The organism is Streptomyces malaysiensis subsp. samsunensis, from assembly GCF_024519315.1.
Lineage (GTDB): Bacteria > Actinomycetota > Actinomycetes > Streptomycetales > Streptomycetaceae > Streptomyces > Streptomyces malaysiensis.
In genome coordinates this window covers 13420-28135 of the sequence record NZ_JANIIC010000008.1, presented here as the reverse complement: position 1 = coordinate 28135, position 14716 = coordinate 13420, and the positions used below count along the sequence as shown (strand labels likewise).

General features: G+C 71.0%; 13 protein-coding genes. 10 read left to right on the top strand and 3 right to left on the bottom strand.

Translation table 11 applies throughout. From position 1 onward, the window contains the following. Window positions 1-70 precede the first annotated feature (70 nt). Both NQU54_RS09395 and NQU54_RS09390 read left to right on the top strand, forming a co-directional pair. Entirely contained in the window at window positions 71-1660 is a 1590-nt protein-coding gene (locus NQU54_RS09395; RefSeq protein WP_257630657.1) for an acyl-CoA mutase large subunit family protein, read from the top strand. A gap of 191 nt (window positions 1661-1851) precedes the next feature. Then, a complete protein-coding gene (locus NQU54_RS09390; protein ID WP_069870366.1) occupies window positions 1852-2067 on the top strand; it encodes a hypothetical protein in 216 nt (71 codons plus the stop codon). A gap of 800 nt (window positions 2068-2867) precedes the next feature. Here NQU54_RS09390 and NQU54_RS09385 read toward each other — a convergent pair. Then, window positions 2868-3581 carry a B3/B4 domain-containing protein gene (locus NQU54_RS09385; protein ID WP_206332645.1) on the bottom strand — a complete coding sequence of 238 codons (714 nt, stop codon included), beginning with the start codon at window positions 3579-3581 and terminating at the stop codon, window positions 2868-2870. A gap of 58 nt (window positions 3582-3639) precedes the next feature. Beyond that, window positions 3640-3786, bottom strand: coding sequence for an SCO1431 family membrane protein (locus NQU54_RS09380; RefSeq protein WP_257630656.1), 147 nt, complete (start codon window positions 3784-3786; stop codon window positions 3640-3642). Window positions 3787-3917: 131 nt separating this feature from the next. Between NQU54_RS09380 and NQU54_RS09375 the strand changes: the two genes are divergently transcribed. The 5 genes from NQU54_RS09375 (at window position 3918) to NQU54_RS09355 (ending at window position 10581) form a co-directional block, all read left to right on the top strand. After that, window positions 3918-5342, top strand: a complete 1425-nt coding sequence (locus NQU54_RS09375; protein WP_257630655.1) for an amidase — start codon at window positions 3918-3920, stop codon at window positions 5340-5342. A gap of 141 nt (window positions 5343-5483) precedes the next feature. Beyond that, window positions 5484-5792: a hypothetical protein gene (locus NQU54_RS09370; RefSeq protein ID WP_257630654.1), complete on the top strand. Its 309-nt coding sequence runs from the start codon at window positions 5484-5486 to the stop codon at window positions 5790-5792. Beyond that, a complete protein-coding gene (locus tag NQU54_RS09365; RefSeq protein ID WP_257630653.1) occupies window positions 5789-7870 on the top strand; it encodes a bifunctional polysaccharide deacetylase/glycosyltransferase family 2 protein in 2082 nt (693 codons plus the stop codon). Before NQU54_RS09370 ends, NQU54_RS09365 begins: the two co-directional genes overlap by 4 nt. A 17-nt stretch (window positions 7871-7887) precedes the next feature. Next, a complete protein-coding gene (locus NQU54_RS09360) occupies window positions 7888-9066 on the top strand; it encodes an LCP family protein (RefSeq protein ID WP_257630652.1) in 1179 nt (392 codons plus the stop codon). Window positions 9067-9411: 345 nt separating this feature from the next. Then, window positions 9412-10581: a serine hydrolase domain-containing protein gene (locus NQU54_RS09355; RefSeq protein ID WP_257630651.1), complete on the top strand. Its 1170-nt coding sequence runs from the start codon at window positions 9412-9414 to the stop codon at window positions 10579-10581. A 280-nt stretch (window positions 10582-10861) separates the two neighbouring features. Here the strand turns inward: NQU54_RS09355 and NQU54_RS09350 are convergent, their stop codons facing one another. Continuing rightward, window positions 10862-11593 (bottom strand): FadR/GntR family transcriptional regulator, encoded by a 732-nt coding sequence (locus NQU54_RS09350; protein ID WP_257630650.1) that lies wholly within the window; start codon window positions 11591-11593, stop codon window positions 10862-10864. 134 nt (window positions 11594-11727) lie between these two features. Between NQU54_RS09350 and NQU54_RS09345 the strand changes: the two genes are divergently transcribed. From NQU54_RS09345 to NQU54_RS09335, 3 genes are read left to right on the top strand one after another with little or no spacing between them, the layout of a single operon-like run. Continuing rightward, entirely contained in the window at window positions 11728-12240 is a 513-nt protein-coding gene (locus NQU54_RS09345; protein WP_257630649.1) for a gluconokinase, read from the top strand. 19 nt (window positions 12241-12259) lie between these two features. Beyond that, window positions 12260-13657, top strand: coding sequence for a GntT/GntP/DsdX family permease (locus NQU54_RS09340; RefSeq protein WP_257630648.1), 1398 nt, complete (start codon window positions 12260-12262; stop codon window positions 13655-13657). Between the two features lie 52 nt (window positions 13658-13709). Then, entirely contained in the window at window positions 13710-14489 is a 780-nt protein-coding gene (locus NQU54_RS09335; protein WP_069870346.1) for a glucose 1-dehydrogenase, read from the top strand. Window positions 14490-14716 lie beyond the last annotated feature (227 nt).

The window sequence follows — 14716 nt, the reverse complement described above, 5'->3', positions numbered from 1 at the left end:
TCGACGCATGCTGTGAAGAAGGACCCGTACCGGGAGAACGCCCGGTATCAGCCATCAGGAGGCGTGACCCATGGCGCGCGAGTCGGAGTCGGGATTCCCCGTCGAGCCGGTGTACGGGCCCGGTGCGCTCAGCGGCTGGGATCCGGCCGGGCGGCTGGGCGAGCCGGGGGAGTACCCCTTCACCCGCGGGGTCTATCCGACGATGTACACCGGCCGCCCCTGGACGATGCGGCAGTACGCGGGGTTCGGCACCGCCGCCGAGTCCAACGCCCGCTACCGGCAGTTGATCGAGCACGGCACCACCGGACTGTCGGTGGCCTTCGACCTGCCGACCCAGATGGGCTACGACTCCGACGCGCCCCTCGCGCACGGCGAGGTCGGCAAGGTGGGCGTGGCCATCGACTCGCTCGAGGACATGCGGGTGCTGCTGGGCGGCCTGCCGCTGGACCAGGTCTCGACGTCCATGACCATCAACGCGCCCGCGGCCCTGCTGCTGCTCCTCTACCAACTCGTGGCCGAGGAGCAGGGCGTGTCCGGGAGCCGGCTGACCGGCACCGTCCAGAACGACATCCTCAAGGAGTACATCGCCCGCGGCACCTACATCTTTCCGCCCGGCCCCTCGCTGCGGCTGGTCGCGGACATCTTCAAGTACTGCAAGGCAGAGCTGCCGAAGTGGAACACCATCTCGATCTCCGGCTACCACATGGCGGAGGCCGGGGCCTCGCCCGCGCAGGAGATCGCCTTCACTCTCGCCGACGGCATCGAGTATGTCCGTACGGCCGTCGCGGCGGGGATGGACATCGACGATTTCGCGCCCCGGCTCTCCTTCTTCTTCGTCTCCCGCACCACGCTGCTGGAAGAGGTCGCCAAGTTCCGCGCCGCGCGCCGGATCTGGGCGCGGGTGATGCGGGAGGAGTTCGGCGCCCGCGATCCGAAGTCCCAGATGCTGCGCTTCCACACCCAGACCGCGGGGGTCCAACTCACCGCCCAGCAGCCCGAGGTGAACCTCGTACGCGTCGCCGTCCAGGGCCTGGCCGCCGCGTTCGGCGGCACCCAGTCGCTGCACACCAACGCCTTCGACGAGGCCATCGCCCTCCCGACGGACACCTCCGCCCGGCTGGCACTGCGCACCCAGCAGGTGCTGGCCCATGAGACCGATGTGACGGCCACCGTGGACCCCTTCGCGGGCTCCTACGCCGTCGAGTCGCTCACCGACGCCGTCGAGGAGGCGGCCGTCGATCTGATGCGGCGGGTCGAGGACCTGGGCGGGGCCGTGGCCGCCATCGAGCGGAACTTCCAGAAGGAGGAGATCGAGCGCAACGCCTACCGGATCGCCCAGGAGACGGACGCCGGGGCGCGGGTGGTGGTGGGCCTCAACCGCTTCCAGCTGGCGGAGGAGGCGCCGTACGAGCCGTTGCGGGTGGATCCGGAGATCGAGGCCCGGCAGCGCGACCGCCTCGCCCGGCTGCGCGCCGAACGCGACCGGTCGGCGGTGGGCGCGGCGCTGTCCTCCCTGCGGAAGGCCGCCGAGAGCGAGCCGGGCACGGCCAATGTGCTGTACCCGATGAAGGACGCGCTCGCGGCGCGGGCCACGCTCGGTGAGGTCTGTGACGCGCTGCGGGAGGTATGGGGCGCGTACAAGCCGGTGGACGCCTTCTGAACGGCCCACCGGGCGGTGGGCGGTGGGTGCCGGGTCGTTGCTGCGTGCTGGGTCGCCGCTGGGTGCCGGGTGGACGGGCGTCGGGTCTCGGACGTGACGTCCGTCCGGACGTCCGGCGGCCGCTTGGCCGCTGCCGGGTGGACGGGCGTCGGCCCGGGGCCGTTGTCGGCGGGGTGGGTGACACTGGAGCCATGTCGTCGTCACCCCGCCGCGCCTGCCCGGTCTGCACCCGAGAGATCGCGGTCGTCGGCGGGCGCTTCGCCCGCCATGACCCGCCGGGGCGGCGCTCCGCGTATGAGCTGATCTCCTGCCCCGGCTCGCGGCGGATCGCGCCGCTCCTCACTACGCCGCCGAAGCTGTTCGGGGAGGAGGAACCGCCGACGCAGGGACAGCAGGCGCTGTTCTAGGCCGCGCCCAGCGCGCTGGGGGATGGCTCAGCACGCCAGGCCGCGCTGCCCGGGGGCGGGTGACGCCTCCCAGCGGCCAGGGGTGTACGGCGGGCCTTGACGCCTGCGGCGGGCTGTTCCCCTCCCCGCCCCTTCCCGAAACTGGGGCTCCGCCCCAGGCCCCAGGGTCTGGGGGCGGTGCCTCTGCCATGCGGCGGGGGTCGCGTATCGGTGCTGCGGGGAGGGGAAGGTTCGCGCCTCGTCGCTGCGTCGTTCCGGCGGCTCGGGTGCGTCAGGTCGCGTCGCTGCGGCGTGCCGGGGACCGGGAGGTGCCCGATGGGCCTTGATGCCTGCGGCGGGCTGTTCCCCTCCCCGCCCCTTCCCGAAACTGGGGCTCCGCCCCAGGCCCCTGGTATCGGGAAGATCCGCCCCTCGTCGCTGCGCGGCCCCGGCGCCCGAGTGCGCCAGGGGCCCTGGGAGGTGCCCGACGGACCTTGACGGTTGCGGCGAGCTGCTCCCCTTCCCGCGGTATCGATGCGGCTTCGCCGGGTGGTGGCCCGGGGTCCAGGGGCGAAGCCCCTGGTATCGGGGGGAGAGGGAGGAAGACCGCGCCCCGTCGCTTCGGCGTGCCGGGGGCTGGGAGGTGTCCGATGGACCTTGACGGTTGCGGTGGGCTGTTCCCGCCTTCGCCGCTTCCCGCTACATCGATATGCGGCTTTGGCATGTGGTGGGGCCTCGCCCCCCGGATTTCGGGGTCTGGGGCGGAGCCCCAGTTTCGGGAAGGGGCGGGGAGGGGAACAGCCCCGCCGGGCACCCCCGCGCTACGCCCCGCCCAGCAGCCGTGAGGCGATCGTCACCCCCGGGCCGGAGTCCGTCAGCGCCTCCATGAGCTGATCGCCGGCGGCCTTCAGCGCGGTGTCGTCCATCGGCCCCAGCGCGTCCAGTACGAACATCGCCCGGGTGGTGTCGTGGGTGAGCCGGGTGCGGGTGCACTGGCGCCAGTTCCAGCGGCGGCAGGTGACGCCCGCGCCGTCCCGCCACACCACCTCGCCGGGCGCCGGGTGCTCCACCACGGGCTCGCCCCCGGCCGTCGTCTCGAAGGTCTCGTCGCCCTCGGCGCGTACGAGCCGGGCCGCGCCCACGTAGTGGTCGAGGTCCTCGCCGCCCAGCGGGATCACATGGCCGACCGAGATCGCGTTGTAGATGTCGGTCAGCCGGTCCACCCGGGGCAGCCCGGCGGACACCCGCCGCAGCAGTGCCTCCGCGCTGGGCCGGGTGCGCTGCGGCTTCGCCCCGAAGGCGCGGAACGCCTCCCGCCAGGCGGCCAGGTGGGGATGCTCCTCCACCGGCCCGTCCCCGAACCGCTCCCGCGCCGTTGACTCGGCGTCGGCCAGCAGCCGCTCGCTCAGCTCGTCGCTCGGCCCGGGGCGCAGCCCTTCGGCGGTGATGAGCAGCGCCCGGTAGTCGGGGCGCAGGGCGAGTACGGCGGGGTCGATGGCGGCGGATTCCAGCCAGCCGGCGGCGTCGAACGTCATGCGGTTCACTATGCCATACGGTGCGGTGCAGTGTGATGGACCAGGCGGCCGCTGCCGGCTAGATGAGCCCGAGCTGGGTGGTGAGCAGTGCGAGGACGGTGACGAGCCACCAGCCGATCAGCTGTTCCAGCAGCTGATCCTGGTCGTCGGAGGGGCCTCCGGTGCGGGAGTGGAGGCCGCTGCGGCGCGCCGCGATGTCGGTCATGCGGGTGTCCTCTGTGCTCAGCGATGATCGTGATGAAAGTGATGAAAGGGGTCATCACCGTTGCCCAGGGTGCGCGGAGCAGCCACCTGGGGTAAAGGGGGAGTGGCCGAACTCACCCGAGGAGGTCCACGGTGACCAGCGTCATTCCCAAGGGTCTGGGCGAGCAGATCCGTGCCCTGGCCGGCGGCGAGGTGACCTCCCGTGCGCTGGTCGAGCAGTCGCTCGGCCGTATCGCCGAGACACAGCCCACGCTGAACGCCTTCCGCCGTATCCGTGCCGAGGCCGCCCTGCGCGAGGCCGCCGAGGCCGATCGCCGGCTGGCGGCCGGTGAGCGGCTGCCGCTGCTCGGGGTCCCGCTCGCGGTCAAGGACGATACGGATGTGGCGGGCGAGCCCACCGCGTTCGGCTGCCCCGGCGAGTTCCCGGCCAAGGCCGAGGACGGTGAGGCGGTACGGCGGCTGAAGGCGGCCGGGGCCGTGATCGTCGGCAAGACCAACACCCCCGAGCTGGGGCAGTGGCCGTTCACCGAGGGCCCCGCCTTCGGCGACACCCGCAACCCCTGGAACCCGGTGTACACCCCCGGCGGCTCCTCCGGCGGCGCAGCGGCCGCCGTCGCCGCCGGTCTGGTCCCCGCCGCGCTCGGCTCCGACGGTGCGGGCTCGGTCCGTATCCCCGCCGCCTGGACGCATCTCGTCGGCATCAAGCCGCAGCGCGGCCGGATCTCCACCTGGCCGGATATCGAGGCGTTCAACGGCATCACCTGCAACGGTCCGCTGGCCCGTACGGTGGCCGACGCCGCGCTGCTGCTGCATGTCGCGACCGGCAACCATGAGGGGGAGCTGCACCGCCCGGAGCCGGTGGATGTGCTGTCGGCGGTGGGCCGCGATCCGGGGCGGCTGCGGATCGCCCTGTCGTTCAAGACGGCCTTCACGGGGACGTCGAAGAGGCTGGACCCGGTGGTGCGGGCCGCCATCGTCCGGCTCGCCGAACGGCTGGCGGCGCTCGGCCACGAGGTCGTGGAGGCCGAGCCGCGCTACGGGCTCGTGGGCTTCTCCTTCCTGCCGCGCGCCACGGCCGGGCTCACGGAGTGGTCCAGCCGCGTTCCCGACCCGCTGCTGCTCGATGTCCGCACCCGTGGTGCCGTCCGCAACGGCCGTCTGCTGGGCGGCGCCCCGCTGCGGTGGGCGCGGTCGTACGAGGGGCCGCTGCGGCGCCATGTCGGGGCGATCTTCGAGCGCTTCGATGTCGTCCTCTCCCCCACGACGGCCACGCCCCCGCTGCGGATCGGGGCCATGGCCGGTCTGTCGGGCTGGCGGACCGACCGGGCCATGATCGCGGCCTGCCCGTACGCCTGGCCGTGGAACGTACTGGGCTGGCCCGCGATGAACGTCCCCGCCGGGTTCGCCGACCCCGAGCACCGCACCCTGCCGCTCGGCGCCCAGTTCCTCGGCCCCGCCAACAGCGAGCCCGTGCTCATCTCGCTGGCCGCTCAGCTGGAGGCCGACCTGCGATGGTACGAGCGGTGGCCCCAGGTGTCCCGGCCCGGACCACAGTGAGCCTTCTCTCACACTTTTCAGACATACCCGCTGAGAGAGAAAGGCCAGGACACGGCTACCTCCGGTAACGAGGAGGGTGCCGTCCTGAGTGGTCATGAGTGTGCGAACGCATCGCTACACTTCCGCCACATGGTGAAGAGGGTGACCGAAAAGCGTCGGCGAAGAAAGCAAACGGGTCAGATATTCGTCAATGCCTCCGGTGGCCGGAGACAGCTTCTGGCGCTCGCGGCGCTGGCTGTCGGCTGTGTCTGCCTCGGTTACCTGCTGCTGCTCGTGGCCGCCCTGTCCGGTGTGCTGTGGCACGACGACCAGGAGCCGCCCAGGACTGCCGAGCGGTCCACCACCGGCAGTGCCCCGACCGCCAGGCCCTGGTCCGGCGCCGACTCCCACGGCACCGGGGTGACCACGCCCTTTGCCGCCGCCGTACCCGTCGGGGGCGGCCGCTGGTGAGCCCCCGGCACGCACACCGTCCCGAGCCGCGCGGCCACTGGCTGTTGCTGATCGTCGTCGTCTCCGCGGTCGCCGCCGCGCTGGTGTTCGAAGGCTGGACCAATCACGAGGTCGGCTCCCAGCCGACGCGCCGCCCCTGTGCGAGTCCCATCCCGAAGGCCGCCGACACCGGGAAACCGGTGGTACGCATCGACGGCGGAAGGGTGCAGACGGCCGGAATGCCGGCCCGCACCGTCGCCCTCACCTTCGACGGGGGCCCCGACCCCGTATGGACCCCACGCCTGCTCCACCTGCTGCGCGCACACCACGCGCACGCCACCTTCTTCCTCTCCGGCGTCCAGGTGGCCCGCCACCCCGAGCTGGTGCGACGGATCCGCGACGAAGGGCATGAGATCGGCTCGCTCACCTACACCGGCTCCGATCTGGGCTCGGCCTCCGCCGTGCGCACCCGGCTGGAGCTGTCCCTGACCCAGACCGCGCTGGCGGGCAGCGCGGGGATCAACACCCGACTGCTGCGGCTGCCGCTCACCACCCAGGCCGACACGATGTGCGGCGGTGAATGGACGGCCGCGCGGCGCGCCGCCGAGCAGGGGTATCTGCTGGTCGCGGCCGACCGGCCGGATCGGAAGCCGGAGCGGGGCGTCGTCCAGCAGTACAGCCAGACGGACGGCGCCTACAGCGAGGTGAAGAAGCTCTTCGGGAACCGGAAGATCGAGAAGTACACGACGGTGTCCGAGGGGCTCGGCCAGGCCCCGGCCAGCGCCCCCGCCTCCACCGTCAGCCAGGCGCAGGGCATGGCGCTGCTCCAGGTCCAGTCCATCGGGCACGGCTTCGTCCATGCCATGACCTGGGTGCTCGGTATCACGGGCACCCTGGCCCTGCTGCGGCTGGTGCTACTCGTCTTCTTCGCGCGGGCCCATGTCCGGCGCCTGCACCGCTTCCGGCCCGGCTCGCCCTGGCTGCGCGAGGTCAACGAGCCGGTGACGGTGCTCATCCCCGCCTACAACGAGGAGGCGGGCATCGAGAGCACCGTGCGGTCACTGCTCGCCTCCACCCACCGGTGGCTTCAGATCATCGTGATCGACGACGGCTCGACCGACCAGACGGCGGACCTCGCCACCTGGATCGACGACCCCCGCGTCTCGGTGATCCGTCAGCGCAACGCGGGCAAGGCGGCCGCCCTCAACACCGGGCTGGTCCACGCCCACCACGACATCGTGGTGATGGTCGACGCCGACACCGTCTTCGAACCGGACGCCATTCACCAACTGATCCAGCCGCTCGCCCACCCGGCCATCGGCGCGGTGAGCGGCAACACCAAGGTGGGCAATCGACGTCGGATGCTGGGCAGGTGGCAGCACCTGGAGTACGTCTTCGGGTTCAACCTCGACCGGCGGATGTTCGAGGTGCTGGAGTGCATGCCGACCGTGCCCGGCGCCATCGGGGCCTTCCGCCGGGACGCGCTGATGGGCGTCGGCGGGGTCAGCGAGGACACCCTCGCCGAGGACACCGACCTCACGATGGCGCTGTGGCGGGCCGGCTGGCGGGTGGTCTACGAGGAGTCCGCCATCGCCTGGACCGAGGTGCCCACGTCCCTGCGCCAGCTGTGGCGTCAGCGGTACCGCTGGTGCTACGGCACGCTCCAGGCCATGTGGAAGCACCGCCGCGCCGTCCGCGAGGTCGGCCCGGCCGGGCGCTTCGCCCGCCGAGCACTGCCCTATCTCCTCCTCTTCCAGGTGGTGCTGCCGCTGCTCGCCCCCATCGTGGACGTCTTCGCCCTGTACGGCGTGCTGTTCGCCGACCCCGTGGAGTCGATCGGGGTGTGGCTCGTCTTCCTCGTGGTGCAGTTGTTCGGCGCCGGATACGCGCTGCGGCTGGACAAGGAAGGGCTGCGGGCGCTGTGGGCGATGCCCTTCCAACTCGTCGTCTACCGGCAGCTGATGTACCTGGTGATCATCCAGTCCGTGGTCAGCGCTCTGTTCGGCACGAGGCTGCGCTGGCACCGCATGCAGAGGTCCGGCTCGGCCGGGGAACAACGGATCGTCGAACCGGCCGGGCGCCAGAGTCTGTCCAAGTGAGCGGGGGTCGGAGAAGCATGTCCAACCAATGGCCGGGCAATGGCGCATGGCCGGGTGAGGGCTCGTGGCCGGGGGAGCGCTCGTGGCCGGGCGGCGGCACACAGCATGTGGCGCCGCGCCATCAGCCTTTGACACCGCGCCACCGGATACCGCCGGACCCGTACCGGCCGCGTGACGAGGGTGACGGCGCCGACGAGCCCGCCCCCGGCCGCCGGTGGCCCCGGCGGTTGCGGCGCACGGTGGTCGTCCTGCTCGCGGTAATCCTGGTCGGGGCCGCATCCACGTACGGCTGGGCCTGGTCCAAGCTGAACAACGACGTCGACCTGGCCAAGGTCGAGGACCGTCCCGCGAAGGGCAAGGGCACCAACTACCTCATCGTGGGCTCCGACAGCCGTGACGGCCTTTCCCAGGACGACAAGAAGAACCTGCACACCGGCTCGGCCGAGGGTCGCCGCACCGACTCCATGATGGTGCTGCACACCGGCGCCCACGGCGCCACGATGGTGAGCCTGCCGCGTGATTCATGGGTGACCCTCCCGCCGTTCACCTACCCCATGACCGGTAAGCGTCCCGGGCCCTCGAAGAACAAGCTCAACGCCGCGTTCTCGCTGGGCGGCCCCGAACTGCTGGTGCGGACCATCGAGTACAACACCGGGCTGCGGATCGACCACTACGCGGAGATCGGCTTCGCGGGCTTCGTCAACGTTGTCGACTCGGTGGGCGGCGTCCGGATGTGCCTCGACAAGCCCATCAAGGACGAGAAGTCGGGCGCCGATCTGAAGAAGGGGTGTCAGATGCTGGACGGCCGACAGGCCCTGGCCTTCGTCCGCCAGCGCCACCAGGAGGCCAACGGTGACCTCGGCCGCAGCCAGAACCAGCAGAAGTTCCTCTCCGCGCTCGCGAAGCGGGCCGCGCAGCCGGACCAGGTCTTCGTCCCGTGGAAGTCCCTGCCGACGGTTGGCGCGGGCCTGGACACGCTCATCGTGGACAAGGACACGGACATGCGGACGCTGATGTCGTTGTTCGAGGCGATGCAGCGTGTCTCGGGCGGCAACGGCAACCGGCTGAACGTCCCGGTGGCTGATCACGGGATCGCCACGTCCAAGGGCGACGCGCTGAAGTGGGACCAGGGGCGGGCGAAGCGGCTCTTCGAGCGGTTGCGGAACGATCAGTCGGTGGGCGCCCGCCGCGACTAGGGGTGTCCGGTGGGTCTTTCTCCTCCCCGCCCCTTCCCGAGCCCGGGGGCTCCGCCCCAGACCCCGAGCCCGGGGCTCCGCCCCAGACCCCGGGCCTGGCTTCTGCCCCTGTCCCCGGGGTCCAGGGGCGGAGCCGCCTTCGGCGCATGTGAGCAGTGGGGCAGGGGGTGTGCCGGGACGGGCTCGCGTCGCCGGCCGCCGGGGCGGTGTCGGCGGGGCCGGTGGCGGCTTCCGTGGCCCGGGGCCGAGGTCGGCGCCGGGCGGCCCGCGCTGGGGGATATCCCCCATGTGGATCCTGGGGTGCGCCGGATCGTGCCGCGTCGGGGGCGAAAATAGCGTTCGGCCATGACTTTGACCCTGCGTAAGCACCTCGCCGTGGCGCTCGGTGTCGTTACGCTGCTCGCCGCCGAGGCGGCCACCGCCGTCGCCCAGCCCGCCGGTCCCTCCCCCGCGGAGCGGTTGCGCCAGGACACCGAGGCGATCCACGCCGTCGGCGTCAGCGGTGTGCAGGCCCGCGTGATCGCGCCTGACGGCCGGCAGTCGGTCGCCACCAGCGGCACCGCCGACCTGAACACCGGCCGCCCGGTCCCTGCCGACGGCTACTTCCGTATGGCCAGTACGTCCAAGACGATGGTCGCCACCGTGGTCCTCCAACTGGAGGCCGAGGGGGCGCTGTCCCTGGACGACACCGTCGACCAATGGCTGCCGGGAGTGGTGCCGGGCGACGACGACCCCCGGATCACCCTCCGCCAACTGCTTCAGCACAGGAGCGGCATCCACGACGACCTGCCCGGATACACCACGCCGGAGGAGTACTACCAGCAGCGCCACGACGTCTACAGCCCCGAACAGCTGGTTGCCCGCGCCATGGCCCAAGCGTCGGACTCCCGGCCCGGCTGGGAGTACTCCAACACCGGCTACATCCTGCTCGACATGATCATCCAGAAGGCCACCGGTCACCCCGCCCACCAGGAGATCGAAGACCGCATCCTGCGCCCGCTCGGCCTCGACCGGACCCGGTGGATGGGCACCTCACCCGCCCTGCCCCAGCCGCACGCCCAGGCTTACCAACTCTTCGGCCCCGGTTCCGAGGTGGACGTCACCGACCAGATACCGGTGGACTACGAGAACCTTTCATGGGTCACGACCACACAGGACGAGAACGACTTCTTCCGCGCGCTGCTCACGGGCCGCCTGCTACCGGCGCGGCAGCTGGCCGAGATGAAGCGGACCCTCCCGGTGAGCGAGGAGCTCCAAAAGCTGTGGCCGGGCGGCCGGTACGGACTCGGCCTGGTCGAACGCCCCCTGAAGTGCGGCGGAACCTACTGGAGCCACGAAGGCGGGGACGGCGGCTACATCACCCTCAACGGCGTCACCGACGACGGCAGGCGAAGCGCGGTGGTCTCCATGTCCGAGGCGCGCGGCGACAGCGAGGAGCACATCCTGGAACAGGAGAACGCGGCCAGCGCCCTGATCGACCACGCACTGTGCGCCCAGAGCCCCAACACCCCATGAGCGGAGGCGCCGTCGGGGTACCCCCTCGAAATTGTTTGACGAATTAGTTGCGCCAGATCAAACGTTTTTTGAAGGGGGGTACCGGGAGGGGCGAGGCCGGCCCCGCAAACCGCCAGGGCCCCGCCAGGTCCCGGCAGTCCGGCGGGGCCCGAGCCACCGAGCGGAGAAGCCGCCACCGGCGCCCACCCCCACTCACCCGTCGCCCGGCGGCGAGCCTCGAGCCCCCACCCCCTGACCCATGCTCACAACACGCCCACCCGGAACTCCCGCAGGGCGGATCTCAGGGGGCCAGGATGTCCAGCTCCCGCAGCGCGCCCACGGTGATCTCCTTCGTATAGCGCTCCGCCGCCTCCGCGTCGCCCGCGCGGACCGCTTCGGCCACGCGGACGTGGAGGGTGACCGCCTCCGGGTCGGGGTCGCTGAACATCACGCGGTGCTGGGTGCGGCCGGTGAGGACCTCCGCGACGACATCGCCGAGGCGGGCGAACATCTCATTGCCCGAGGCGCGCAGGATCACCCGGTGGAAGGCGACGTCGTGGATCAGATACGCGGGCAACTGCTGGCCGCGTGAGGTGGCCACCATGTTGAGCGCGTGTTCGGTGAGCTCGGCGCACTGCTCCGGTGTGGCGTGCTCGGCGGCCAGCGCCGCCGCGGCGGGTTCGATGGCCGAGCGCAGGGCGGTGAGGGAGCGCAGCTGGCGGGGGCGGTCGGGGCCGGCGAGGCGCCAGCGGATGACCTGCGGGTCGAAGACGTCCCACTCCTCGGTGGGGCGCACCGTCACCCCGACCCGGCGGCGGGACTCCACCAGGTGCATGGACTCCAGGACCCGCACCGCCTCCCGGACGACCGTGCGGGAGACGTCGTAGTGCCGCTCCAGCTCATCGGTGCGCAGCACGGTGCCGGGTGGATAGTCGCCCGCCGTGATCGCGGGGCCGAGGGATTCCAGGAGCCGGTCGTGGAGCCCCCGGGCCCTGGGCTTCTGACCACGGCCCTCGGGCCCCTGTTCGTCCATGCGCTCAGCCTACGCGGACACTCACCCATCAAATAAGTATGACTTTTAAGTCACGGACTCTTGAATACGTCGTATCTGTGGGGTTGAGTGTCCGGCGGCGCCGAGGTCGGAGAAGACAGCGAGGTTTCACGCATATGCACGCCCCCCAGGTCGTCGTGGTCATGGGAGTGTCCGGAACGGGCAAGACCACGATCGGCCCCCTGCTGGCGGAGGAGTTCGGCGTCCCGTACGCCGAGGCCGACGACTTCCACCCGCCGGCCAACATCGCCAAGATGTCGGCCGGGACCCCGCTGAACGACGACGACCGGCGCCCCTGGCTGGACGCCATCGGTGCCTGGGCCCATGACCACACCGAGGGCGGTGGAGTGGTGAGCTGCTCCGCGCTCAAGCGGATGTACCGCGATCGGCTGCGGTCCGCCGCGCCAGGCATCGTCTTCCTCCATCTGACCGGCGACCGCGATGTGATCGCCGAGCGGATGAAGGGGCGCAAGGGCCACTTCTTCTCCGGGGATCTGCTCGACTCACAGCTCGCCACGCTCGAACCGCTCCAGCCGGACGAGTACGGGGTCGCCGTGGACATCGCCCCGGAACCCGAGGGAATCACCGAGCGGGCCGCCGCCGAACTGCGGCGGCTCGAACACCAGTAACGCACGTTAGGAACCCGCCGTGACCAGACTCAGCGTCGAGATGCTGGCAGCGGACACCGTCGACCCGATCACGTCGGCCGGTCACGCACAGCTGGGCATAGCCGTTCTCGTCGGCATAGCCGTCCTCGTCCTCCTCATCACCAAGACCAAGCTGCACGCGTTCCTGTCGCTGACGATCGGCTCACTGGCGCTCGGCGCCGTCGCGGGAGCCCCGCTCGACAAGGTCATCACCAGCTTCTCGGCCGGCCTCGGCACAACCGTCGCGGGCGTCGGTGTGCTGATCGCCCTCGGCGCGATCCTCGGCAAGCTGCTCGCCGACTCCGGCGGCGCCGACCAGATCGTGGACACGATCCTCGCCAGGGCGAACAACCGGACCATGCCCTGGGCCATGGTGCTGATCGCGGGCATCATCGGACTGCCGCTCTTCTTCGAGGTCGGCATGGTGCTGATGATCCCGGTGGTGCTGCTGGTCGCCAAGCGCGGCAACTTCTCCCTGATGCGGATCGGCATCCCGGCGCTCGCGGGCCTGTCCGTGATGCACGGCCTGGTGCCGCCGCACCCCGGCCCGCTCGCCGCGATCGACGCGGTCCACGCCGACCTGGGGATCACCCTGGCGCTCGGCGTCCTCATCGCCATCCCCACCGCGATCATCGCGGGCCCGGTCTTCTCGCGCGTCGCCGACCGCTGGGTGAGCGTCACCCCGCCGGACCGGCTGATCCCCACCCGCCCCTCGGAGGAGCTGGAGCGGCGCCCCGGGTTCGGTGTCACCGTGCTCACCGTGCTGCTCCCGGTCGGGCTGATGCTCATCAAGGCGCTGGTCGACATCGTGGTGGACGACCCGGAGAACGGTGTCCAGCGCGTCGCCGACGTCATCGGCAACCCCCTGATCGCCCTGCTGGCGGCGGCGATCGTGGGCATGTTCACCCTGGGCCGGGCGGCGGGCTTCACCCGGGACCGGATCTCCTCCACCGTTGAGCACTCGCTCGCCCCGATCGCCGGAATGCTGCTGATCGTCGCCGCGGGCGGCGGCTTCAAGCAGACCCTCATCGACATCGGCGTCGGCAAGATGATCATGGACATCTCGGAGGACTGGAACGTCTCCGCGCTGCTGCTCGCCTGGCTGATCGCGGTCGCCATCCGCCTCGCCACCGGCTCGGCCACGGTGGCCACGATCTCGGCCGCCGGGCTGATGACCCCGCTCGCCGCCGATATGTCCAGCACCCATGTGGCGCTGCTGGTGCTGTCCATCGGCGCCGGGTCGCTCTTCTTCAGCCATGTCAACGACGCGGGATTCTGGCTGGTCAAGGAGTACTTCGGAATGAGCGTGGGGCAGACCGTGCGGACCTGGTCGGTGATGGAGACGATCATCTCCGTCGTCGGACTCGGCTTCGTCCTGCTGCTGTCACTGGTGATCTAGGCACTGGCGAGCTGGGAACTGGTGAGCTGAGAACCGGAGAGGTACGTACGCCATGACGACACATCCGCTCTTCGACATCGCGGGTCGCACCGCGCTGGTCACCGGCTCCAGCCGGGGCATCGGCCACGCCCTCGCACGGGGGCTCGTGGAGGCCGGCTGCACGGTGGTGCTCAACGGGCGCGATCCGCGAGGACTCGAGGAGGCCGCGAAGGCCGCCGCCGAACTCGCGGGCGCCGGCGCGGAGGTGCACACCGCCGCGTTCGACGTCACCGACGGCCCGGCCGTCGCCGCCGGTATCGCCGATGTCGAGGAGCGGGTGGGCCCGCTCGACATCCTGGTCAACAACGCCGGGATGCAGAACCGGGCGCCGCTGCTGGAGTTCACCGACGATGCCTGGCGGCAGATCCTGGACACCAACCTCACCAGCGCCTTCCTGGTGGGCCGGGAGGCCGCCCGGAGGATGACCGCCCGTGGCCACGGCAAGATCGTCAACATCTGCTCGCTCCAGAGCGAAGTGGTCCGCCCCGGGATCGCCCCCTACGCGGCGACCAAGGGAGCGCTGAAGATGCTCACCAAGGGCATGTGCGCGGACTGGGGCCGGTACGGAATCCAGGTCAACGGGCTCGGCCCCGGCTATATCGAGACCGAGCTGACCCGGCCGTTGGTCGAGGACGAGGAGTTCAGTGCCTGGGTGAAGGGCCGGACCCCGGCCGGGCGCTGGGGCCGCACCGAGGACCTGGTCGGCGCGCTGCTCTACCTCGCCTCCCCCGCCGCGGACTTCGTGAGCGGACAGATCCTGTACGTCGACGGTGGCATGACGAGCGTGCTCTGAAGCGTGTGCGTGCTCTGAAACGTGTGCGTGCTCCGAATCGGATGCGTGCTCTGAAGCGTGTGCGTGCTCCGAATCGTGTGCGTGCTCTGAAGCGTGTGCGTGCTCTGAAGCGTGTGCGTGCTCTGAAACGTGTGCGTGCTCCGAATCGGGTGCGTGCCCTGAATCGGGCGCGCGCTCCGAATCGGTTGCGCGCTGCGAACCCCCGTGAAACCACTTGAGGAGGCTGG

Coding starts and splice junctions, on each gene's coding strand:
- NQU54_RS09335 (WP_069870346.1), top strand. CDS start 13,710: ATGACGACACATCCGCTCTTCGACATCGCGGGTCGCACCGCGCTGGTC.
- NQU54_RS09380 (WP_257630656.1), bottom strand. CDS start 3,786: ATGACCGACATCGCGGCGCGCCGCAGCGGCCTCCACTCCCGCACCGGA.
- NQU54_RS09390 (WP_069870366.1), top strand. CDS start 1,852: ATGTCGTCGTCACCCCGCCGCGCCTGCCCGGTCTGCACCCGAGAGATC.
- NQU54_RS09350 (WP_257630650.1), bottom strand. CDS start 11,593: ATGGACGAACAGGGGCCCGAGGGCCGTGGTCAGAAGCCCAGGGCCCGG.
- NQU54_RS09385 (WP_206332645.1), bottom strand. CDS start 3,581: ATGACGTTCGACGCCGCCGGCTGGCTGGAATCCGCCGCCATCGACCCC.
- NQU54_RS09360 (WP_257630652.1), top strand. CDS start 7,888: ATGTCCAACCAATGGCCGGGCAATGGCGCATGGCCGGGTGAGGGCTCG.
- NQU54_RS09355 (WP_257630651.1), top strand. CDS start 9,412: ATGACTTTGACCCTGCGTAAGCACCTCGCCGTGGCGCTCGGTGTCGTT.
- NQU54_RS09345 (WP_257630649.1), top strand. CDS start 11,728: ATGCACGCCCCCCAGGTCGTCGTGGTCATGGGAGTGTCCGGAACGGGC.
- NQU54_RS09395 (WP_257630657.1), top strand. CDS start 71: ATGGCGCGCGAGTCGGAGTCGGGATTCCCCGTCGAGCCGGTGTACGGG.